We start from the raw sequence: 19,563 nt of genomic DNA, 5'->3' as shown, positions 1-19,563 counted from the left end.
GCTTGCAGAGACCTCAATGGAGGGTGAGCGGCATTTGCTGCCGACCGAGATCGCCGCCATGCTTTCGGCATCTCGACTGGTCGAGATGCGCCCCGAGCGCAACGGGTGGTGGCGTGTGGTACCGACCGGGCTGGTCGGCGCCGTGCGAGTGGGAGACGTGCAAGTAGAGGTCTGGCCCAAGGAGAAGGTAGAACTCACACACCTCATGTTCATGCTCGGCTACGCGAGCAACCCTGGTTTTCTACCAACAGACGTAGCGGCCGAACAATACGATGAACTTTGGCCGGCTCTCGCAGAAAGCCTTGCGCGACAGGCAGAGCGTGCCCTGCTTCATGGTGTGCTGCAGGGATACCAGACCGTCGACGAGTCGTCGATGGTGGTGCGAGGCCGGATACGGGTTGGCGACCAGCTGCGTCGGCAAACAGGGCTGCCTTTCCCGTTAGAGATTACGTATGACGAATACCTCACTGATATTGCCGAGAACCGAATTTTGCGCACGGCCCTTCGGCGTATGCAGGCCGTTCCGCGGATCCCGGCAGACGTGAAGGCTAGGCTCTCGCACCTGGATAATCGACTAACTGGGGTAGGGATTCTCAGGGCTGGTGTGGCCCGGCCGCCGTGGATGGCAACACGCCTCAACTCTCGTTATCATGCTGCATTGCGGCTCTCCGAAATCATTCTTGCCAATGCCTCGGCACAGGCGGGGCCGGGCAGCACCAACGTTGCAGCGTTCGTTGTCTCGATGTGGAAGGTGTTTGAGGACTTTGTGACCACCGCTTTGCGGGAGTCGCTCTCGCGACGTGGTGAGAGGTCTGAGATGCAGTACCCTGCTTTTCTCGATGAGCCGCGCCTGGATGGGCGCGCTCGAGTGAAGATGAACGTCGACCTCGTGCATTTCGCAGGGCGGCGTCCCGCCACCGTGTTTGACGCGAAGTACAAGGCTCTGAACTCTTCGAGCAGTTCTCCCAATGCCGACCAATACCAGATGTTCGCCTACTGCACGGCGCTCGAAGTCAAGCGGGCGGTTCTGGTGTACGCGGGCAAGGCCCAGCCAATTACCCGTCGAGTTGCCTTCACCGATATCGATGTGACCGAGCATCCACTCGACCTCTCACAAACGCCCGCGGAGATGCTGGGCGCCCTCGACCTGCTCGCGGCATCCTTTACGTCGGCATGACGAGAGGCCGCCAGATAAACCGGCTGCACGTCGTCGCTGAGAGCATAGTTGGCGCCAGGGCGCAGTTCGTCGAGGCGATGGAACGCGACCCCGCTGACCGTGGCCTCGACCACGCCACCCACGCTGCGCGAGAAGCGGTGCGGGGCATTATCAAAGACGGGCCGATGCAGCGCGTCGGCGAAGTGCTCGCCAGGCTTGACCAGGAAGCGCAGCGTGCCGAGTGGCAGGCGGAACGGTGGGAGCAGACCGCCAATCGGTTCGACGTCCAACGCGCGATGCACCGGGCCCAGGATGACGAGACCACCGCCGTGCTCCGCCACGCCGAAGAGGAGGCCGCGCGGGTACGCGCTGAGGTCGCCACACCGCTCGCTGCCGAGGCCGAGCGCGAGGGTGCGGCCTACCTCGCCACCGTCGAGGCGGAGACGACCGCGAATGCACGCCTCGCGACCGTCGGACAGTTCGGGAAACGGAAGGCACGCGACGCGCACCGCACCGCAACCGAACAGGCGCAGGCCGCACGATCACACCTCCGCCAGGCTTGGGAAGCTGAACCACCACGTACTCCCGAATCACTACCCGCCTGGGTTGGACAGATCTCAGCTCAATGGGCAGAGAACGAACCCCGCGTAAGTGACGCCAACCAAATCGTCGAAACTGCCCGCGCTAAGCGAGCAGCAACATGACAGCGCCACCGGATCGAGCGCATGGCGTTGCTCGCGCGCGAGTACGGAACTGAGAACGCACGCGCCCACCAGCTCGGGATGCGCGCACTCAACCCAAGCCGCATCGCCCGCGATGCCCGCACACGCACGGCACTGCTTCGAACCGAGAGCGAAGAACTCCGCAGCCTCTCGGCAGACGATGCCGCCAGGCTCATCGAGACCAAGCGTGCAGAACGAGAGCTCGCGCAACGGCGGACAGAACAGCGCCAACGGCGACTCTTGTCTCTCGCCCTGTCACCGCATCGCAGTCCAGTCCAAATTCGCAGCCAGAACGCGGCATCGGACTCTGACGCCATAACCTCTTACGGCATGGCTGTATCCGAAGTGATCGGGAAAACGCGGTTGGAGGCGGTGGACCGGGGGCCGCGGTAGGCCCCCCGCCGTGTGACTCCTACGGGCTCAGGGCCAGACGACAAGAAACTGGGAGAAGCAGCCCTAAGAGGTGGTGCCCCGAATCAGGGCACTGAGCGCTTCGAGGGACGGCCTAGCTTCTGCCCGCACCAATTCGGACAGATCTGCGTTCTGGACAGCATCAGCAACCGTGCGTTTCGCATCATCAAGCGTGGTCGGAGTAACAACTATTCCCAGCGTGGTTGCCGCGGTCTCAAAGTTGTCAGCCCACTTTCGAGATCTGTTCTTGAAGTGAGCGTCTGTGAAGACTCGCCCAAAAGTGGCCCTTAGAGCACTCAGATACACAGCTGGCTCGACTAGATCCTCAAGTTCAGATTGCTTCCTAAGCCCGTCACTGAGTGCAAAAATGTTGCGGGAAGGCAGGAGCTTTTCATCGATAACCTTTGCGGCCTCCTGTTTCCCCGGCGCGTCTCCGTCCACTACGACAAAGATCTGACAAAGCGTCGATTTTTCTCGCTGAACGTGAGACTTGAGCTTCCCCACACCCTTGGTCGCTTTCAGCACCACTCGTCCAGACGTAACGAACTCACGCCAGCCGCGGTCGACTGCCTCTAGTAAGAACGGCAAGGCAGCCACGTCAGTCAGCCCCTCAACCAACACGATCTTCTCGGCCGAATCGAGATTGTCATGGAGTTGAACGCCGATAGCCTCGCGAATCTGGTCGACGTTTAGCGCGGGTTTGGCATCGTTCGCGCGCACGAGAATGTTCGAGCGTACCTCCTCGCGGTTCACAAAGATCGGATTGTGCGTAGCAAGAATGACCTGTTGCGATCCAGACATCTGCGTGAACAGCGATTGCAGCTCATGAACCGATGCGGAATGGAGGTGGGCCTCGGGCTCGTCCACCGCGAGAATGATGTTCTGTTGCCCGGCCCGTTCACTCGCCAACTGTTGCAGGAGCGCCATCGAGACAAGCGATTTGATCCCGTCTCCCTTGCTGTCGATCGAGGTTGATGCCCCATCATCTATTACAAGGTCCGCGACAGCATCGGAAGTCGAGATATCAACAGTCTCAATGTCAATGGCATCCACGGCTGGCAGATACCGTTTGACGGATTGAGTCAATTCGTCAGCAATCTCATTCACTGCTGCCCGACGCAACGCGTTGATCTCTTCGGCGAGCTGTCTGTACTCTTCAGACCGGGCTACCGTCTGAAGTCGAATTCGCGCCAGGTCGTTTACTAGTGATTGCGCCTGTCGACTAGTCCTAATCGCTGGAATTGAGACGAAAGCGACACCCTCGGAGATGAACTTTGCGATTTCACGTGCTTTCGCCTTATGCGAAGCGGCCCCGCGACCTGGCTTCACGATGCCCAACGATACGCTTCCACGACTAAGCTTCAGTTCAATCGGGAGTATTCCGTTGTTTCGGAGACTGGTTGCGTCGAAAAGCCGAGAAACCTCGGCGTCGTCAAGCTCGAACGAAAATCGAAGCGTGGTCGGTTGTGCGCCTTTGATGGTCTGCTTTTGAAGAGGGTAGTCACGTGACCAGTTGAACCCATGCGCCTCTTCTTCCGACCGGCCGCTGCGTGGCATTCGTCCGCGACCAAGGAACGATACAGCATCGATGCCGGTGAGTTCTTCCTTACCGGCAAGGCGGTCCGGTAGAGCGCTCCACCGCTGAATCAGCTGCATTCCAATCCCAAGAGCACGCAACAAGTTCGACTTGCCCTCGTTGTTAGGGCCGATAAGAGTCGTTAAGTCCCCGACCGCAAATCGGGTTTGTCTCGCGATGGATCGATAGTTACTTACAGATACTTCTTTGAGTTTCACGTGCGCTCCATCCCGGGGTCACGCTCATGCTATCGATCAAACCGTCCAGCTACAGGCACCATAGGGCTACTCGCCGTGCTGAAGTTGCCAGGTCGATCGCTCTGGTCGCGATGTCGTTGTGTCAGGCAGCCAGCGCTTGTAAGGTCACACCCGCGGATGCGGCGACCAGTTCAAGTCATACGCTGCGAAGGGCGCGGTTACGAAGCTATGCGACCGTGGCATCGCGCATGATTACAGGTGAGTGTGTTTGGGGCACCTCGGCTACGCAGTTACCTCTACTTCCGCGCGCGAGGCCTCACGGCGCCCACCGAGCGGTGCAAAGTCGACACGGTGGCGAAGGCCGCTCGCATGCAGGAGACGGCGGATAGCCAGCTCGGGACCGGTATCGCGGCCCCGATTCGCCATCATCGACCGGCGAACGCCTTCTGGAGATGCTCACGATGTCGCACCCATGATGCAACACTACTTCTGCAATGCTTTCGGCATCGGAGGTTTCCCGTCAGGCGACCGGCCGTCAGCGCCGGTGTTTGCAACGATTCATTGCGCTCGACGGTCGCGGCGGAGGGGGCGCGATAGCGGTGAGTACAGTTCAAGAAGTGACTCAATCGGCGAAGGCGCTCAAGCGTGTTCCTTCGGGAGAGTATAAAAGCGAACAGCCTAGAGTGCCCGGAGAATTCATGACTGAGTATTTTGTGACGCGAGTACCGCGACCTGAGTGGCTGGACAGCCATAATGACAATTCGGGGCTAGAACGAGCCCTGGGAGGGCAGCCTGAGTGGTTCTGGTCAATCCCTGGAGTCTTTCGGGCTCTGGCGTCGCCGAGAACGGGTGAGGCCGTCCCGGTATTGCCGAGGGAGATCCGTGATGTGCGCGATTCTCTCAGCTACTGGACTTCATTGCAGTACCTCCTTCTTTACCGGCTGGGTTGGACCAGGCCGGACCGAGGTCTGCGGTGGTGGTACGACGAGGAAAAGCCTGTCGACGATCCAACCTTGAAGTTGATTTCTAAGGTGTGGGATCGCGACGGCCAACTCGATCACTATCTGGGCTGGTTATTGGAAGGGCGCCCCAGGTTCGATATTTCGAACGCAGTAAGTTGGGCCGACGTCATGGACGAGGGCGAGAAGCTACGGGAGCCCTTGTCGGACGAATGGGAGCAATGGAAGCGCTCTCATGGCGCACGCGAGCGCGAGGAGCATCCATTCGCTGGGGGAACGGACCCATTTCACTTGACTGGGCACACGGGGCAGACCATTTGGGCCGACTCAAGTGCCACCATCGCTGTTGTTTCATTGGAAGAGCGGCGCGCCGTTCTACTCGCGGACAACATGGCCGGTTGGTATCTTGAACTCGGAAAGCTGGGAGCGGGCCTTCCTGATATCGGAGCGTCATCCTGGTACGTGGATGTCTTCGTCAAGACCGTTGGGTATCTGGGTACTTACCGAAAATCTCGGGAGACCGGGCTCTGGTTCTCTGGGCGGCACCGGCTTCACGTTGCTGGCAACGACGGAAAATTCTCCGCAGGCAATCACTGAAGTTCGCGATGCATTCCGCGGCGATCGTGGCAATCCGCTCTCGGGTTCGCGTTATAACGCGGCCTTCACCTCGTTGGTTCCCGGGTAAACAGTCGCGCCGGCTTCCCGACGGTGCCGATAGCGAATTCGCCGATTGGCGACAGCTCCGGCTCCATGGTTCGGCGGAACGTGTCGCGCATCAGCGGCTCGCCAGCTACTGCCTCGTGCAGCTGTTGTAGCTGGCGCAGCGTGAATGGTGGCTCCAGAAGATGAGCCGGATCGGGGGAAGCACGGTAACGCTCTCGCAATGAGCCCACGGCCAGATCAATGATCTGATTGTGGCCGTAGGGGAGTTCCCGGACCTCCGTCACCGAGGTTACTCGCGCGAGTGACTCGTCGATCGTCAGCCGCGACCAGGGGACCGCGTCGACGTGGGCGACCGAGAGCACCCAGCCGCGGTCGTCGCGACTCGGGTCATCGAACACGTGCAACTGCGTGGGGGCGAGACCGGACACGCCGGCCTTCACCCGCAGCGACCGGAGCACGGCATCCGCCAGCCGTTCCCCCTCATGCAGGAACGTGCCGGGCAGGCGCCAGCCATCGCCAGTTCGCACCAGCAGCACGCCGAGGGTCTCCTTGTCAGGGATGACTGCCAGCACAGCCGTGTCGACTGCCACCGACGGGCGCGGGTAGTCGGTGAGGGAGCGTCCGGACGAATCGCGATAGACAGGCATGGCATCGATTATCGCAGATCTGCCCTAAATGTCGGTGGCTCTCCATACTCTGTAATTGCGCAGGATCGCGCAAACAGATCGGAGCCTGATATGACCCAGGAACTGCCACAACTGCACGTGGGGCACGGCACCCACATCGGCGCACTCAGCGTCTTCCCCGTCTGGATCGACGCGCCCCGCGTCACCGGCATCGGCTGGGATGCGGGGAGCCTTCGGATCGACGAACGCGAGGGCTCACCGGTCGTCGGCGAACTCGTCCTGACCAACAGCGTGCCTCGCCCGACCGTCGCTCTGGAGGGGGACCTGTTGCGCGGAGGCTGGCAGGATCGGATGCTCGCATCGAGCATCCTTCTCGCCCCTGGCGACGCCCGCGTCGTCGACGTGTTCTGCGTCGAGCAGGGCCGCTGGCATGGCGGCTCCTTCGGCGCCCACCGCGCCCAGGGCCGCCGGAGCGCGATGAGCGTGAGACACGGCAACGCTTCCGGCAGCGGACAGGGCGAAGTGTGGCGCCGGATCGGCCGCTACGAAACTGCTCTTGGCCGCACCGATAGTTCGTCGATGCTCGACCATCTCGACCGCAACGGGCCCATCCAGTTGCGTCGCCTCGAGGGGCAGCGCGGGGTGATCATCGGGATCAGCGGGAGAGTGGTGGGCGCTGAACTGTTCGGCAGTACCAGCGGCCTGCGGGCCAGGTGGCAGGGGATCGTGGACGCCGCCGCCCTCGACGCCCGGCTCGCGCAGCCAATCCGTACCCAAGCCGAACGGGCCAGGAGCTTTGCCCGCCACCTGATGGCCACGACCCTCGAAGACGGTGGAGACGCCGGGCTTGCGCGGCACATACGCTCAGGATCAGGACGGCTGCGGGCATCCGGAATCGCGGTCGGGCGTGACGACCTCTTCCCAGCCGCGGACTTCGAACGCATCATCCACCTGACCGTTTTTGACAACGCCCACCCTCTGCTGGTGGACGCGTGACCCGCAACCATGTTGACCGAGACAGCCGGACACCGCTGTCGACCCCATGCGGTGCGACACCCGTCGCACCGGGACAGGAGCCTCACATGAAAACTCTCTACATCGACCTCGACAACACGCTGGTGGACTTCCCCAGCGGCATCAACCGGCTGCCTGCCCACGCGCTGGCCCGCTACGAGGGGCACTACGACGATGCTCCCGGCATCTTCGCCCTGATGGAACCGCTGCCGGGTGCCCTGGACGCGTACCGGATGTTGGCAGAGCACTTCGACACCTACATCTTGTCGACCGCGCCGTGGGACAACCCGAGCGCATGGCACGACAAGATCGAGTGGGTGCACGAACACCTCGGCCACGAGACGGGCACGCCCGCCTACAAACGGCTGATCCTCTCGCACCACAAACATCTCAACCGCGGCCATTACCTTGTCGACGATCGCACCGAGAACGGCGCCGACCGTTTCAAGGGCGAACTGGTGCAGTTCGGCACGGAGCCGTTTCTCACCTGGCCGGATGTCACCGCCTACCTGCTTGCCCGCAACTGACGGAAGGCGAGCGACTGTCGCGCGCCGACCGTGCCGCTCCCTCACCCCCGACTTGTTCCATTTTCTTCCCCATTGGAGGCACCATGACCACTAATAAACTCAACTTCGACCGCGCCGCCGGCACCCTGCTCGGCTTGGCCTGCGGTGACGCCCTCGGCGCAGGCTACGAGTTCGGCCCGCCGCTTGAACCGGCGACCCCGGTCACCATGAAGGGCGGCGGTGGCTTCGGCTGGGCCCCCGCCGAATGGACCGACGACACCTCGATGGCGGTGCCGATCGCCCGCGCCGCCGCCGAGGGCCTCGACCTGCAAGAGGAGGCCGTGCTCGACCGGATCGTCGCCGACTGGGCTGCTTGGGTGGCGGATGCCCCGGATGTCGGCATCCAGACCCGCGGGGTTCTCCGCGGTCTCGGTGCCGACACGTCCGCGGTAGCGGCCCGGGCGGCGGCCCGGCGGGCCCACGACGCCCACGGCCGCAGTGGCGGCAATGGCTCGCTGATGCGCACCGCGCCCGTCGCCCTCGCCTACCTGGGCGACCCCGACGGCCTGGTCGAGGCCGCCTGCGCGGTCAGCGACCTCACCCACTTCGAACCCGACAACGGCGACGCCTGCGTGCTCTGGTGCCTGGCCATCCGGCACGCGGTGCGCGGCGGCGGCCTCGACGTGCGGGTCGGCCTCGATCGGCTGCCGGCAGACCGACGCGTGCTCTGGGAGGAGCGCATCGCCGAGGCCGAGCAGAAGCGGCCGCGCGACTTCGACCGCAACGGCTGGGTGGTGCAGGCGTTCCAGGCGGCCTGGTCGGCGATCGTGCACACCGATCAGACGGATGCCAGCCACTTTCGCCTCGCCCTCGAGGCGGCCGTGCGCGGCGGGCGCGACGCCGACACGGTGGCGGCGATCGCCGGCTCCCTGCTGGGCGCCCACTGGGGCGCGTCGGCGGTGCCGGCGGCCTGGAGCCGAATCCTGCAGGGCTGGCCCGGACTGCGCGCCGACGACCTCGTGCGGCTCGCGGTGCTGTGTGCAACCGGTGGGAAATCCGACCAGCAGAACTGGCCGGCGGGGGAGCGGCTCGACTACTCCGGCTACGGTGACATCGGGGTGCTGGCCAGGCATCCGCACGACGACGGTGTCTGGTTGGGCGCGGTTGGTGTGCTCGACGATCTGCCCGCCGAGGTGGACGCTGTCGTATCGCTGTGCCGGTTGGGGAGTGGCCAGGTGCCCGAGCGCATCCGTGACAAAGTCTCAGTCTGGCTGATCGACGCGTCGCATCCGGCGAAGAATCCGAATCTCGACTTTCTGCTGACCGATGCCGCCGACGCGGTCGCGGCGCTGCGGGGGGAGGGGCGCACGGTGTTGCTGCACTGTGTGCAGGCGCAGAGCCGCACGCCCACGGTGGCGGCGCTGTATTCGGTGAGGCACCTGCGGGTTTCTGCGGAGAAGGCTCTCTCCGATGTCAAGCGTGCGTTGCCGCGGTCGCGCCCCCAAGACATTTTCAACGAGGCGGTGCGGGCGCAGGGCCGATCGGGCCTGTGAGGCGCCTGGGCCAATCAATCGAGGGCGGACACGAGGAGACGAATCATGAGTGGTGAAGCATCAAACAGTTCTGGAAATAACTTCACGAACAACGACGACGAGGATGACGGAGGCGACGGCTTCGAGGAGTATCTGCCGCCGGCCGACCGGTTTCTGACGGCGCAGATGTGGTGGATCGCGAGCGAGCTGGTTCGCCGGCATCCGCACCTGCGTATCTCGGGGGTGGAGCCCGACGACGGCGGCCGGCTGCTGATCGTGCATGACGAGCAAGACGGCATGAGCATCCAGTGGGATCTCGTCGGCGGCTGCAAGTACCTGGTGAACGGCGAGGTGCACCAGATCAGTTGGATTCAGATGATGGCCGCCACGAGCCCGCACGAGACGGTGAAGCGCATCGAGGTGGCGACTGGCCTCGGTGTCCCGAAGGTCACGCCGGCGACCACGCCGCGGTCGCTCGCCTACCGGGTGATCGCGAACGTGCTGGGCATGGCGGTCGACTCCCGTCATTCGTGGTTCGCGGTGCCGGCACGGATGCTGCACGGCGAGGCCTGCGACTACTTCGACTACTTTCCCACGGCGGTCGCCGCGCGCGAAGCGTATGAGGATGCCGCCGAGGAAGAGTTGGAGGCCGGTCGCGGCGTCTACTTCTTCCAGCCCTTCTGGGCGGTGCTGCGCGATCTGGAGCCGGTCGCAATCGTTGATGCTGTCGGCGTCATCCACTACATCCAGGGGGAGAGGGAGCTGATGCCGATCTACGAGAACATCCACCGCAACTTGACCCTCACCACGGCCCAGCTGCTCGGCCCCTACCTGCCGTAAGGAGAACTAATGACGCACGAAATACACGAATACCCACCGACCATTACAGAGCGATCGATGTTGGAAATCGCCGTCGACTTGGCCCGGTCCGCACACGTTGGTCAGGCGGACAAGCTGGGCGTCGACTACATCCAGCACCCGCTCGCGGTGATGGGCCGAGTGAGCACCGAAGACGAGAATATCGTCGCCGTGCTGCACGATAGGGCCTTCACTAGAGAAAGCCCCGCCCAACTGACCCTGGCTCAATCAGAGCAGCATGCAATATCGCGGCACTAAGCACGACGCTATCCGCGCCCACACTACCGAGCGATAGATGAATATGATCACGGCCGCTCGTTTTCTTGGAGAATGCAGACCCACGGGCTACGGAGATGCCTTGCGCCGCTAAGGAGACCAACGCGTCCTGTTCAGAACGGACAGGTATCCAGAGGCTGAGGCCCGCATTTGACTCAATATCGACGCCAGCATCTATGAAGCGGTCTTGAAAGATGATCCTTCGTCGGGCATACTCTTCACGCGCGAGCCGGATTCCAACGTGCACTCGGGGATCATTCAAACAAACATCTAGCACCGCCTTATTGATTGAGCTGACCCATCCACCGCCCGCTCTCCAGACAGAAACCCTATCGAGCACCGTCGCGGGTCCTGCGACACAACCCACGCGCACGTCGGGATGGACATCCTTAGAAAAAGAACTGAGCAACACTACTCGCTCCGGGGCGAAGCCACCTAGGCGTTCTGCATTTTGCGGGACGAGCTCACCATGATGGTCAATTTCAATGGCCGTTGCATCATGAGTGCGGAGGAGTTGTGCGATTGCTTCCAGGTTTTCTGTCGGCACGGCCAGTCCGGTTGGGTTGTGGACTCTAGTTTGCAGGAGAAGTACGCGTACCCCTGAGGAAAGATATTTCGCAACGATGTCCAGGTCGTAGCCGCCGGTATCAAACGGAATTGGGACCGGAGTCAGGCCTCCCTGTCTCAAAATGATCGAGTAAAGGGGAAAGTCTGGATCGCCGATCCCTACTTCCGATCCCCGATGGCTAACCGCTTGTAAAACTCTCGGGATTGTACCGAGAACGTCGGTTTCGAGCATCAGTGCATGCGGTTCGTAGCCGATTCTTTTGATGAGGGACGCTCGAAGTGATTCTGAAATGTGATCTTTGCCGGGGTAGCCTAAAAACTCTCCTCGCTGGGCGACGATCGAAAGTATTCTGCTGAGGTCGATTTGAAGCGAGGGGTCCGGGTAGCCTGCCGCCAGCGAGTATTTAAAATTTCCTTCGTGTGTCCCGGCGGAGCGATACGCGGTTGGCTGCACAGGGTGGGCGATCGTTGAGCCACCTCGACGCCTAGTTTCGATGGCACCCATTTGCCGAAGATTGCCCCACGCTCGGCTAACTGTTGACGATGAGATGGAAAGTGCCTCTGCGAGGGCTGCAATCGTAGGCAATCTAGTCCCAGGTGGCAGCGAGCCGTCTCTTGAAACCAGCAAGACGGCATCGACCAATGAGTCCGCGTCGAACTTGGTCATGGATTCTTGGAGAAGCCTTGTGATCTTAATTTTATCATTCATAGGATAACCTTATTCATCTTATATAAAGAATATTGTAGCTTGGGGATATTGGTTTCCAACGGAGGAGAAAGATCAATGTTAAATTTTAGAAACTCGCGTATAGGTGTGGCCACGATTGTAGCTGTCATGGCGCTTGGCGTCACCGCATGCACCTCAACTAATGAGTCAGCAGAAGGCGAACAGGCCCCAGTCTCGTCGGGACTCAATTTGGTGAACGATGGTGTTCTGACCGTTTGTATTTCGAAGAACGCTTACCCACCCATGTACTGGAACGAGGGGGGCGAACTCACTGGGTTCGATGTGGAGTCACTCAGAAAGATCGGCGAAGCTCTCGACCTCGAGGTCAAGTTCAGCGAGATGGCCTTCGATGGCTTGCTCCCTGCACTAACTTCAGGACGTTGCGATGTCCTTCGTTCTGGCATGTACATCAATGAGGAGCGTCAAGAAAAGGCAGACACAATTGCCTACTTGCAAACCGGACCTGCTCTCATCGTGCCCTCAGGGAATCCACTGAAGATCAGCGGTGTGGATGACCTTGCCGGCGTTCGGATCGCGGTCCAAGCGGCATCAGCCAATGAGAAGACCCTTCAGCGGATCAGCGAAGACTTGGTGGCGCGGGGATTAGAAGGAATTACACTTTCTAGCTACCCAGAGCTTCCCGAGACTGTGGCTGCGCTCACCAACGGGCGGGTTGACGCGACAATTGAAACCGACGTCGCCGCTAACGAGGTTGCTGAGACTCTGGGTGAAGGCTATGAGGTTCTCGGTGACCTTTTTGAAGCTGAAACTGAGTTTGGAATGTTCTTGCAGAAGGGTAGCGACCTTACTGAGACAATCCGTGCAACAGCATCTACCCTGACAGAAGACGGTACTTTTGCGGCGGTAGCAGAGTCGTTCAAGCTCATGCCCTCACGCGTGATCGCACCGTAAGCGAGTCGCGTTCATGAGTTTCGATCCAAGTCTTTACTTTGAAGCCCTGTTCTCTAAGAGCTACCTCAAAGGAGCGGTGACGGCGATTACTCTCGCGGTTCTTGTGCAGGTGGCCGCAGTGATTCTAGGCTTCTTCCTTGCACTTGGGAGGGAGAGTAAGAATACGCTGGTTCGCGGGTTGAGTGCAGCGTACGTGTGGTTGTTCCGCGCCGTCCCAGCCCTACTTATCCTTATTCTCATCTGGAACGCTTTGCCACAGTTGTTGCCCGTTATGAAAGAGGCCTGGTTCAGTCCGTATATCGCAGCTTTCCTTGGGCTGACGTTATTGGAGACTGCGCTCATGGCTGAGATCATCCGATCGGCATTAGCTTCAATTCCTAGCGGACAGCTGCTAGCGGCAAGGGCTCTTGGGCTAAAGCCGTGGAGTGCCATTTGGCACGTACAAATTCCACAAATGATTCGCGTAGCAATCCCCCCGACTGGAAATCAGTTCATCAATATGGTGAAGATGACTAGCCTCGCATCGGTCATCTCGCTCCAAGAGCTGCTTTACACCGCGGCACAGGACGTATCACGAACGTTCAGCTATGCGGAGTATTACTCAGCAGCTGCAACTTATTACCTTGTACTGGTCTCGCTCTTCATGGTCGCCCAGTCCTGGGCAGAACGGAAGTACTCATGGGACAGCTCTACCTCAAAGAGGTTGTCACGTGTTTCGCGCGGGAGAAAGGAGACCCAGAATGCATGAGACTGCGCCGCTATTGCAAGCGACCAATGTGACTAAGAAGTACCACGGTGAGGCCGTGGTAAAGAATATCTCCTTTGAGACAAACACAGGCCAGGTCACCGCAATACTTGGCCCGTCAGGCTCTGGGAAGTCGACGTTCCTTCGCGCATTGGCTCTTCTCGAACCGATCGATGGTGGGGAGATTCGCTTTGAAGGACAACTCGTCGGCCAGATCCAGAAGCGAGGCCGAAGAGTTAATGCGTCAGAGCGCCAACTTGCAAGCCATCGAGCCGCGATCGGCATGGTTTTTCAGAGTTTTAATCTGTTTCCACATATGTCCGTAGAGCAAAATATTACGTTGGCGCTCAAAGTTCACCGCCGCGGTACCACGTCTGAGAATCGCCACACCGCTGACAGCATCCTTCAAAAGGTTGGCCTCTCTGGGTTCTCGACAAAGTTTCCGAGCGAGCTATCCGGCGGCCAGCAACAACGGGTCGCCATCGCACGGGCTCTAGCCCTTGGGCCGAAGATCATGCTCTTCGATGAGCCAACCTCCGCACTCGATCCTGAATTAGTGCGAGAGGTTCTGAAAGTGATGGAGTCGCTCGCCGAGCAGGGAATGACCATGATAGTGGTCACCCACGAGGTCGGCTTCGCCAAGAACGTCGCATCGAGAGCGATTCTGTTTGATCGTGGAGAGATCGTCGAGGATCTTCCCCCCGAGCAATTTTTTTCACCAGGCAATTCTGAACGAACTCGTACGTTCCTAGAACATGTCCTGTAAGACATCAACACCAGAAGAAGAAAGGTAAGCAAGTGGCTATCGGAGAATTTTACGGACCTGCAGAGAACTACTTCCACAAGCTACTCGGACCGGAAGCTGAGCCGGGTTTCAGCGATCCAGAGGAATTGGAGCGCAACTGGGGCAGACGCTGGGGTAGGGCTGACGAAACCAGCACCCTACGCATGGCGATAGTTCGCCGCCCCAACCCGGGTATGGCGGATATTAGGGCCGATGCATGGAGCGAAGAGGCACAAGCGCTCGTTGATCCAGATCGAAACTGGTATTACAAGCGTGCTACCCCGCCAGACATGGACAAAGTCATGGATCAACACAAGCAACTTGTCGATGCTCTCGAAGCTGAGGGTGTTGAGGTAATAGTTGCTCCAGAGCTCCCGCGCACCTTTACAAAGTCTGTCTATGCACGTGACCCGCTATTGACCGTCCCGGGCGGAGCGATCATTGGTCGTCTTGCCCCAAGAATGCGCAGGGGCGAAGAAGCGAGTATCACTCAAGCTGTTGCCGCATTGGGAATGCCGATTCTTGGGACGATCACGGGAACTGGACTAGTCGAGGGCGGATCTTTCGCCATGCTGCGCAAAGATATCGCTCTTTACGGCACCTCGATTCGTTGCAACGAAGAAGGCGCTCGCCAGCTCGAGACTATGTTGGAGCCGCTGAACATCGAGCTAATCAAAATCCCGCTGCCGGGCTACACCATTCACATCGATGGGCAGTTCATGATTCTTGATGACAAGACCGTGATGGCGAACGTGCATCGTCTGCCTTACCAGTTCCTTGCGACTCTTGAAGAGCTTGGTTTTGAAATAATACATCCCCACGTCGATGAGCAGAACGCCTGTAACTCATTGATGGTTCGTCCAGGTCGGATGATCATGGCCTCGATTTTCCCGAATACTGCAGAAATGCTCCGGAAGCGTGGTTTCGAAGTTGTGGTGATCGATTACGACGAGATCATTAACAACGGTGGAAATATTCATTGCTCAGTGACTGAACTGGTGCGGGATTGGGAGTAGAAGTTAAGTCGATCGGCTGGGGCGAGGGATCTTTATGTCCGAACAAGTAAAGTCTGAATCCACAAGCCTTGGAGCATATGCAGCGGCGTGTTTACGAGAAAACGGAGTCGAGGTCGTATTCGGTATTCCGGGTACTCACAATATCGAAATCTATCGAGGCCTAACAAGGCACGAAATTAGACATGTGCTCACTCGGCATGAGCAAGGGGCCGTCTATGCTGCAGACGGATACGCGCGTGCCTCCGGTCGGCCAGGGGTCGTGATCGCAACAAGCGGGCCAGGCGTGACCAACTGTATAACAGGAATCGCAAATGCTTATGCAGACAGTGTGCCAATGCTGGTATTGTCTCCGGGCGCGCCAGTTGGGCAAGAACGGCGTGACCTGGGGTTTTTGCACGAAGTAAAGGATCAGCGTTCTGGAATCGCACAGTTTGCTGCTGCGAGCATAAGGGTGGAATCCCGTGGAGCACTTGAGCAGGCGATCAACGGAGCGTTTTTGTCTTGGCGGACTGGCCGTTGCAGGCCGGTACACATTGAGATTCCAAGCGACTTGATGGGAAGCCCCACTAAGGGCGTGGTGGCTCCCGCATGGCTCGGAAGTGCGCCCGTTGCTCCTGAAGGGCAGATCGGCGCCGTTCTTGCTGCAATTCAGAATGCGAGGCGCCCGCTGATAGTCGCTGGTGGCGGATGCGTCGAGTCCGCCGCCGAGCTGCGGAGGCTAGTCGAGGCGACCGGGATCCCTGTGGTCACCACGATGGCAGGGAAAGGCTCTCTGAGCGAGAGTCACCCTTTGTCCTGCGGAGCTCTGGCGGGTAGCTCGACGGAATTTCCCCCGATTGCGTCAGCAGACTTGATTCTCGCACTGGGTACCGAGCTGAAAAGTGCACCGATTGGTCACGAGACAATAGTTGCACGGTTCGATCTTGATCCAACCCAGTTGAATAAGCACCATCGTGCCGCAATTCCCGTGCTTGGTGAACTCAGTTCGAACTTGCGGAGCTTGCTCACCACGCTGCCAGGTACGAGGCGGGCAGACCCTGATTGGCAGAAACGAGCGCTTGATTCAGCGCAGGACTGCCGGAGAAGCGCTGAGGACAAATGGGCAGTTTTCCATGAAGCAATTGCCCTAGGGGCAAAGAATTCTGCACCTGGCAAAGAGTTGATCATTACCGGGGATAGTTCCCAAGTTTCGTATCAAGGTACTTTGCAGGCCGCAGTCATTGAGTCGCCACGACGATTTCTCACGACCGATGGATATGCCACCCTCGGCTACGCAGTACCGGCGGCGATCGGCGCGTCGCTCGCTTCAAAAGGCATTCCAGTAGTCGCAGTTCTTGGTGATGGTGCATTTATGTTCAGTGTGCAGGAACTCGCCACTGCGAGTGAACTCGGGCTTCCGCTACCGATCGTCATTTACGACAATGGTGGCTATGCCGAAATAGAACAGAATATGGAAGAAGCGGGGATTGCCCCATTCGCGATAAAGCTGAACCGTCCTGACTACTTCGCTTTGGCGAGCGCATTTCACTGTGAGTACTACAGCGCCGCAACGCCGACCGAATTGGAAGCTGCGATTGGGGACGCCCTGACGGACGTTCGTCCGAGCCTAATAGTGGTTTGTGAGGCCGACCACCAAAATACGAGCTGGAGGTAGACGTGAATGCGCTGAGTAAGCTCTAGTTTCGCATTACAGGTTCTGATTCAGCGCCACTGTTTCGAATGGGCCCGGGCGAAACCTGAAGTCCCTCAAATTGAGTAGTCAGCATTGACTCATGCAGATCAGGTTATTTTTGGGTGAGCGCTCAACTCCTTCTTTGTTCGCCCTGCCGTCAAGGGCGAGTAGGATAAATGAATCGTTGGAGGACTCGACGCGCTGATTTCGTTGCTGCTGCCTGATATTGAGCCACTGCGGTCGATCACGAGTAGCATCTTGGTGCAGCTGGGGATGGTCGTGGAAGCCTCCTTCGTCGGGTGGTGCTTCCGGCCGCGTCGGAACGGTTCGCCGACTCCCGCGCGGTGGGAGGAGATTACGGTGACAGGAGCCACCGACATTTCAGGCCCTGAAGCTTGCAATGGCCCGTTTTCTCGCGCGCAACGTTCTCATTTTTCCGGAGCGGCCGGCACGTCAAGTAACCTGCCGCACCTACCGTCTCGTTCTGGGACTCGCGGAGTCCTGCGCCAACTGGATACGGTCGAATCACGCCGACAAAGGAGCCCAGTGACAATCGTTTCACACACCATGCGGGAGCGAATTGCCGCTCAATCTGTGATGGAAGAACTTGTCCGCCACCAAAGCAGTGTGCCTAAGCGCTCGGGGGTCGCCCGTTTCTTCGGGGTTTCTCCGCTCGGCTCAGACAGCGAGGCCTGGTACCAGGGGACGAGGGGTGAGATTGCGGTGGGTGCCATCCTCGCCAAACTTCCGCCAGACTGGTCGGTCTTTCATGCCCTCCCCATCGGTACCAAAGACTCCGACATCGATCACCTGGTCGTCGGTCCCGGTGGGGTGTTCACGATCAACACGAAGCATCACCGCGGCAAGGCGATCTGGGTCGCGCAGCGCACGTTCATGGTCAATGGGCAAAAGCAGCCCCACATCCGAAACTCGGAGTTCGAGGCCGACAGGGTCACCAAACTCATCAGGGAGCGGATGCCGCTCCTGAAACCCGCGCAACCCGTGATCGCCCTCGTGGATCCGAAACAGATCACCTTCAAGGTGAAGCCCGACCGGGTGAAGATCATCGACGCCCGAGACTTGCGACGCTGGCTGATGAAGCGACCAGTGCTTCTGGATGGCGTGAACCTCGATCAACTGGTCACACTCATTGATGATCCGTTGACCTGGCGGGCTCTTGAGCCGACTCGACCCGAAGCCCTGATGGCCAAGTTCAACGCTATCGATCGCGCGGTTCGAAACGCCCGCGCCCGGCGTCGACTCTGGGCTGCCCTCATCTCTCTTGGCATGATTGCAGGACTGATCATTTCTTTTCCTGAGCTTGTGAACCTATCAATGGCAGTCGTCACGCCTCTGTTCGGATGAGCAGCATCAATCGTTCCCACCGGATGAGTTCAACAACCTGATAATCGCGGCATCCTCCTGTCACCTTGAAGCCGCACGTGAGGCGATCAGATGCCAGCCGGATCCACCACCACGGGCACACGGCCGCATGCGGATGCGAAGGTGGTGAATTGCTCCCAAGTCAATCCGATGCTTTCGGTGTGGATCATCGGATGGAAATTCAACTGCTCGACACCTTCCAGCGCATGGTCGACCACCAGCGTGACGGCCCCGGCGGCGTCATTGAACAAGGCCAGCGGTGTTGCTGTCCCGGGAGTTACGTGGAGCAAATCGATCATCGTGTCCCGTGTGGCAAACCCCAGCCGTCCTCGTGCGCCTATCTTGGTGTGCAGCGTCTTGAGATCGATGTCAGTGTCTTCGTGCGCGGTGACGAAGAACAATGCATGTTTCTTGTCTTTCAGCAGCAGGTTCTTGGTGAAAACGCCGGGCAGATCTCCGCGGAGCCGCTTACCCTCCTCGACAGTGGTGTGCGCCGGATAGGGCACGATGGTCGCGTGGATCCCGGCACCAGCGAGGAATTCGAGCAGCCGGTCCCGCTCCCCGGCTTCATCGATACCTGCGAGATGCCCGGCGGTCACGAAGTGACCATGTCGAGTGCCTGGTGCAGGTCTGCCCTGAGGTCGGCCGTGCCTTCCGGCCCCACCAATGAGCGGATCATGGAGTTCGTGATGCAGCGGCGCTCCCGTTCATCGGTGGAGAGGCCACGGTGGGTCGTGGTGACCGGTTGAGTCGTCAGGTTCTCCGCACCACCCCGGCCGGATGCCGGCGAGAGAGGCCGCAATCGGCCGGCGACCAGCGAGGTCGTATCCCCGCCGACGACGTCGAGGAGTGCTTCGGTGTTCTTGAACGCGAACGCAGCGGTGTTGTACATCGGCGAATGTGGGACACCGTGGGCGTTCTTCAGGTCCGAATCGTGAATAAATCGGGTGGATTGTTCTCGCGGATGTGGCATCGTCGTGGGTCCTTTGCCTTTCGTTTATCCTGAATCAATCGCTTTTGCGGGGCTACGGCCGGCGTTGTAGCTGGGAGGTGTCACGCTGATCAGGGGAAATAGGCTTGCGCAGGGTTGATCGTGGACCGATTCAGTAAACTGAGTATTTGATGCCTTGGGATCCACTCGATCGTGCGGTTCAGAGCCAGTGATCGTGCGGAAGAGAGCCAGCGGTGGTGTTGTTGGGAGCCACTGGCTCTCGGCCCGATCGTTAGGCGCTGGTGAGGGCGGTTTGCTCCCTCATGTTGT

General features: G+C 59.7%; 20 protein-coding genes. 14 read left to right on the top strand and 6 right to left on the bottom strand.

Translation table 11 applies throughout. From position 1 onward, the window contains the following. The first annotated feature begins 16 nt into the window (after window positions 1-16). Genes DL891_RS14200 through DL891_RS14190 form a run of 3 tightly spaced genes read left to right on the top strand, consistent with a single transcriptional unit; the run spans window position 17 to window position 2,271 of the window. Window positions 17-1,177, top strand: a complete 1,161-nt coding sequence (locus DL891_RS14200; RefSeq protein ID WP_111721197.1) for an McrC family protein — start codon at window positions 17-19, stop codon at window positions 1,175-1,177. Beyond that, the gene (locus tag DL891_RS14195; protein ID WP_157962526.1) at window positions 1,174-1,860 is read left to right on the top strand and encodes a hypothetical protein; all 687 of its coding nucleotides are present in this window, start codon (window positions 1,174-1,176) and stop codon (window positions 1,858-1,860) included. Before DL891_RS14200 ends, DL891_RS14195 begins: the two co-directional genes overlap by 4 nt. A 21-nt stretch (window positions 1,861-1,881) precedes the next feature. Continuing rightward, entirely contained in the window at window positions 1,882-2,271 is a 390-nt protein-coding gene (locus tag DL891_RS14190; protein ID WP_111721113.1) for a hypothetical protein, read from the top strand. A 63-nt stretch (window positions 2,272-2,334) separates the two neighbouring features. Here the strand turns inward: DL891_RS14190 and DL891_RS14185 are convergent, their stop codons facing one another. Together DL891_RS14185 and DL891_RS14180 are read right to left on the bottom strand one after the other, a co-directional pair. Then, window positions 2,335-4,083 carry an ATP-dependent endonuclease gene (locus DL891_RS14185; protein ID WP_157962525.1) on the bottom strand — a complete coding sequence of 583 codons (1,749 nt, stop codon included), beginning with the start codon at window positions 4,081-4,083 and terminating at the stop codon, window positions 2,335-2,337. A gap of 261 nt (window positions 4,084-4,344) precedes the next feature. Continuing rightward, on the bottom strand, window positions 4,345-4,488 hold the full coding sequence (locus tag DL891_RS14180) for a very short patch repair endonuclease (protein WP_232819201.1): 144 nt from the start codon (window positions 4,486-4,488) through the stop codon (window positions 4,345-4,347). Window positions 4,489-4,556: 68 nt separating this feature from the next. Between DL891_RS14180 and DL891_RS17545 the strand changes: the two genes are divergently transcribed. After that, complete coding sequence (locus DL891_RS17545) at window positions 4,557-5,618, top strand: hypothetical protein (protein ID WP_232819192.1); 1,062 nt, start codon at window positions 4,557-4,559, stop codon at window positions 5,616-5,618. A gap of 65 nt (window positions 5,619-5,683) precedes the next feature. On the opposite strand, the gene DL891_RS14170 is transcribed toward DL891_RS17545, so the two are convergent. Further along, window positions 5,684-6,331, bottom strand: coding sequence for an NUDIX domain-containing protein (locus tag DL891_RS14170; RefSeq protein WP_111721109.1), 648 nt, complete (start codon window positions 6,329-6,331; stop codon window positions 5,684-5,686). 90 nt (window positions 6,332-6,421) lie between these two features. Between DL891_RS14170 and DL891_RS14165 the strand changes: the two genes are divergently transcribed. The 4 genes from DL891_RS14165 (at window position 6,422) to DL891_RS14150 (ending at window position 10,202) form a co-directional block, all read left to right on the top strand. Next, window positions 6,422-7,306, top strand: a complete 885-nt coding sequence (locus tag DL891_RS14165; RefSeq protein WP_111721108.1) for a DUF6569 family protein — start codon at window positions 6,422-6,424, stop codon at window positions 7,304-7,306. Window positions 7,307-7,392: 86 nt separating this feature from the next. After that, window positions 7,393-7,851: a hypothetical protein gene (locus tag DL891_RS14160; RefSeq protein WP_111721107.1), complete on the top strand. Its 459-nt coding sequence runs from the start codon at window positions 7,393-7,395 to the stop codon at window positions 7,849-7,851. 83 nt (window positions 7,852-7,934) lie between these two features. After that, entirely contained in the window at window positions 7,935-9,383 is a 1,449-nt protein-coding gene (locus DL891_RS14155) for an ADP-ribosylglycohydrolase family protein (RefSeq protein ID WP_111721106.1), read from the top strand. 45 nt (window positions 9,384-9,428) lie between these two features. Beyond that, window positions 9,429-10,202: a hypothetical protein gene (locus DL891_RS14150; RefSeq protein ID WP_111721105.1), complete on the top strand. Its 774-nt coding sequence runs from the start codon at window positions 9,429-9,431 to the stop codon at window positions 10,200-10,202. A 211-nt stretch (window positions 10,203-10,413) separates the two neighbouring features. Here the strand turns inward: DL891_RS14150 and DL891_RS14145 are convergent, their stop codons facing one another. After that, window positions 10,414-11,772 (bottom strand): aminotransferase class I/II-fold pyridoxal phosphate-dependent enzyme, encoded by a 1,359-nt coding sequence (locus tag DL891_RS14145; RefSeq protein ID WP_111721104.1) that lies wholly within the window; start codon window positions 11,770-11,772, stop codon window positions 10,414-10,416. A 105-nt stretch (window positions 11,773-11,877) separates the two neighbouring features. On the opposite strand from DL891_RS14145, the gene DL891_RS14140 reads away from it, so the two are divergent. The 6 genes from DL891_RS14140 to DL891_RS14115 all read left to right on the top strand — a co-directional run bounded on the left by DL891_RS14140 (window position 11,878) and on the right by DL891_RS14115 (window position 18,284). After that, window positions 11,878-12,702, top strand: a complete 825-nt coding sequence (locus DL891_RS14140; RefSeq protein ID WP_157962523.1) for a transporter substrate-binding domain-containing protein — start codon at window positions 11,878-11,880, stop codon at window positions 12,700-12,702. A 13-nt stretch (window positions 12,703-12,715) separates the two neighbouring features. Next, window positions 12,716-13,450 carry an amino acid ABC transporter permease gene (locus DL891_RS14135; RefSeq protein ID WP_111721102.1) on the top strand — a complete coding sequence of 245 codons (735 nt, stop codon included), beginning with the start codon at window positions 12,716-12,718 and terminating at the stop codon, window positions 13,448-13,450. After that, window positions 13,443-14,213 carry an amino acid ABC transporter ATP-binding protein gene (locus DL891_RS14130; protein WP_111721101.1) on the top strand — a complete coding sequence of 257 codons (771 nt, stop codon included), beginning with the start codon at window positions 13,443-13,445 and terminating at the stop codon, window positions 14,211-14,213. The genes DL891_RS14135 and DL891_RS14130 overlap by 8 nt, the downstream gene beginning before the upstream one ends. Before the next feature lie 32 nt (window positions 14,214-14,245). Continuing rightward, a complete protein-coding gene (locus tag DL891_RS14125; protein WP_111721100.1) occupies window positions 14,246-15,247 on the top strand; it encodes a dimethylarginine dimethylaminohydrolase family protein in 1,002 nt (333 codons plus the stop codon). Window positions 15,248-15,281: 34 nt separating this feature from the next. Beyond that, entirely contained in the window at window positions 15,282-16,901 is a 1,620-nt protein-coding gene (locus tag DL891_RS14120) for a thiamine pyrophosphate-binding protein (RefSeq protein ID WP_111721099.1), read from the top strand. 564 nt (window positions 16,902-17,465) lie between these two features. Continuing rightward, on the top strand, window positions 17,466-18,284 hold the full coding sequence (locus DL891_RS14115) for a nuclease-related domain-containing protein (RefSeq protein WP_157962522.1): 819 nt from the start codon (window positions 17,466-17,468) through the stop codon (window positions 18,282-18,284). Window positions 18,285-18,370: 86 nt separating this feature from the next. Here the strand turns inward: DL891_RS14115 and DL891_RS14110 are convergent, their stop codons facing one another. Both DL891_RS14110 and DL891_RS14105 read right to left on the bottom strand, forming a co-directional pair. Further along, window positions 18,371-18,901: a YbaK/EbsC family protein gene (locus tag DL891_RS14110; RefSeq protein ID WP_157962521.1), complete on the bottom strand. Its 531-nt coding sequence runs from the start codon at window positions 18,899-18,901 to the stop codon at window positions 18,371-18,373. Beyond that, on the bottom strand, window positions 18,898-19,194 hold the full coding sequence (locus DL891_RS14105; RefSeq protein WP_198668922.1) for a PLP-dependent transferase: 297 nt from the start codon (window positions 19,192-19,194) through the stop codon (window positions 18,898-18,900). The genes DL891_RS14110 and DL891_RS14105 overlap by 4 nt, the downstream gene beginning before the upstream one ends. Window positions 19,195-19,563 lie beyond the last annotated feature (369 nt).

The organism is Homoserinimonas sp. OAct 916 (assembly GCF_003260275.1).
In the GTDB taxonomy this organism is placed as follows: Bacteria; Actinomycetota; Actinomycetes; order Actinomycetales; family Microbacteriaceae; genus OACT-916.
This window is presented reverse-complemented; position numbering and strand designations above follow the sequence as displayed.

Bases quoted from the DNA above. Each gene is read 5' to 3' on its own strand.
- DL891_RS14180 (WP_232819201.1), bottom strand. From the start codon at position 4,488: ATGGCGAATCGGGGCCGCGATACCGGTCCCGAGCTGGCTATCCGCCGT.
- DL891_RS14160 (WP_111721107.1), top strand. From the start codon at position 7,393: ATGAAAACTCTCTACATCGACCTCGACAACACGCTGGTGGACTTCCCC.
- DL891_RS14130 (WP_111721101.1), top strand. From the start codon at position 13,443: ATGCATGAGACTGCGCCGCTATTGCAAGCGACCAATGTGACTAAGAAG.
- DL891_RS14200 (WP_111721197.1), top strand. From the start codon at position 17: ATGGAGGGTGAGCGGCATTTGCTGCCGACCGAGATCGCCGCCATGCTT.
- DL891_RS14155 (WP_111721106.1), top strand. From the start codon at position 7,935: ATGACCACTAATAAACTCAACTTCGACCGCGCCGCCGGCACCCTGCTC.
- DL891_RS17545 (WP_232819192.1), top strand. From the start codon at position 4,557: ATGCTTTCGGCATCGGAGGTTTCCCGTCAGGCGACCGGCCGTCAGCGC.
- DL891_RS14105 (WP_198668922.1), bottom strand. From the start codon at position 19,194: ATGTACAACACCGCTGCGTTCGCGTTCAAGAACACCGAAGCACTCCTC.
- DL891_RS14165 (WP_111721108.1), top strand. From the start codon at position 6,422: ATGACCCAGGAACTGCCACAACTGCACGTGGGGCACGGCACCCACATC.
- DL891_RS14195 (WP_157962526.1), top strand. From the start codon at position 1,174: ATGACGAGAGGCCGCCAGATAAACCGGCTGCACGTCGTCGCTGAGAGC.
- DL891_RS14135 (WP_111721102.1), top strand. From the start codon at position 12,716: ATGAGTTTCGATCCAAGTCTTTACTTTGAAGCCCTGTTCTCTAAGAGC.
- DL891_RS14120 (WP_111721099.1), top strand. From the start codon at position 15,282: ATGTCCGAACAAGTAAAGTCTGAATCCACAAGCCTTGGAGCATATGCA.
- DL891_RS14150 (WP_111721105.1), top strand. From the start codon at position 9,429: ATGAGTGGTGAAGCATCAAACAGTTCTGGAAATAACTTCACGAACAAC.
- DL891_RS14190 (WP_111721113.1), top strand. From the start codon at position 1,882: ATGGCGTTGCTCGCGCGCGAGTACGGAACTGAGAACGCACGCGCCCAC.
- DL891_RS14145 (WP_111721104.1), bottom strand. From the start codon at position 11,772: ATGAATGATAAAATTAAGATCACAAGGCTTCTCCAAGAATCCATGACC.
- DL891_RS14170 (WP_111721109.1), bottom strand. From the start codon at position 6,331: ATGCCTGTCTATCGCGATTCGTCCGGACGCTCCCTCACCGACTACCCG.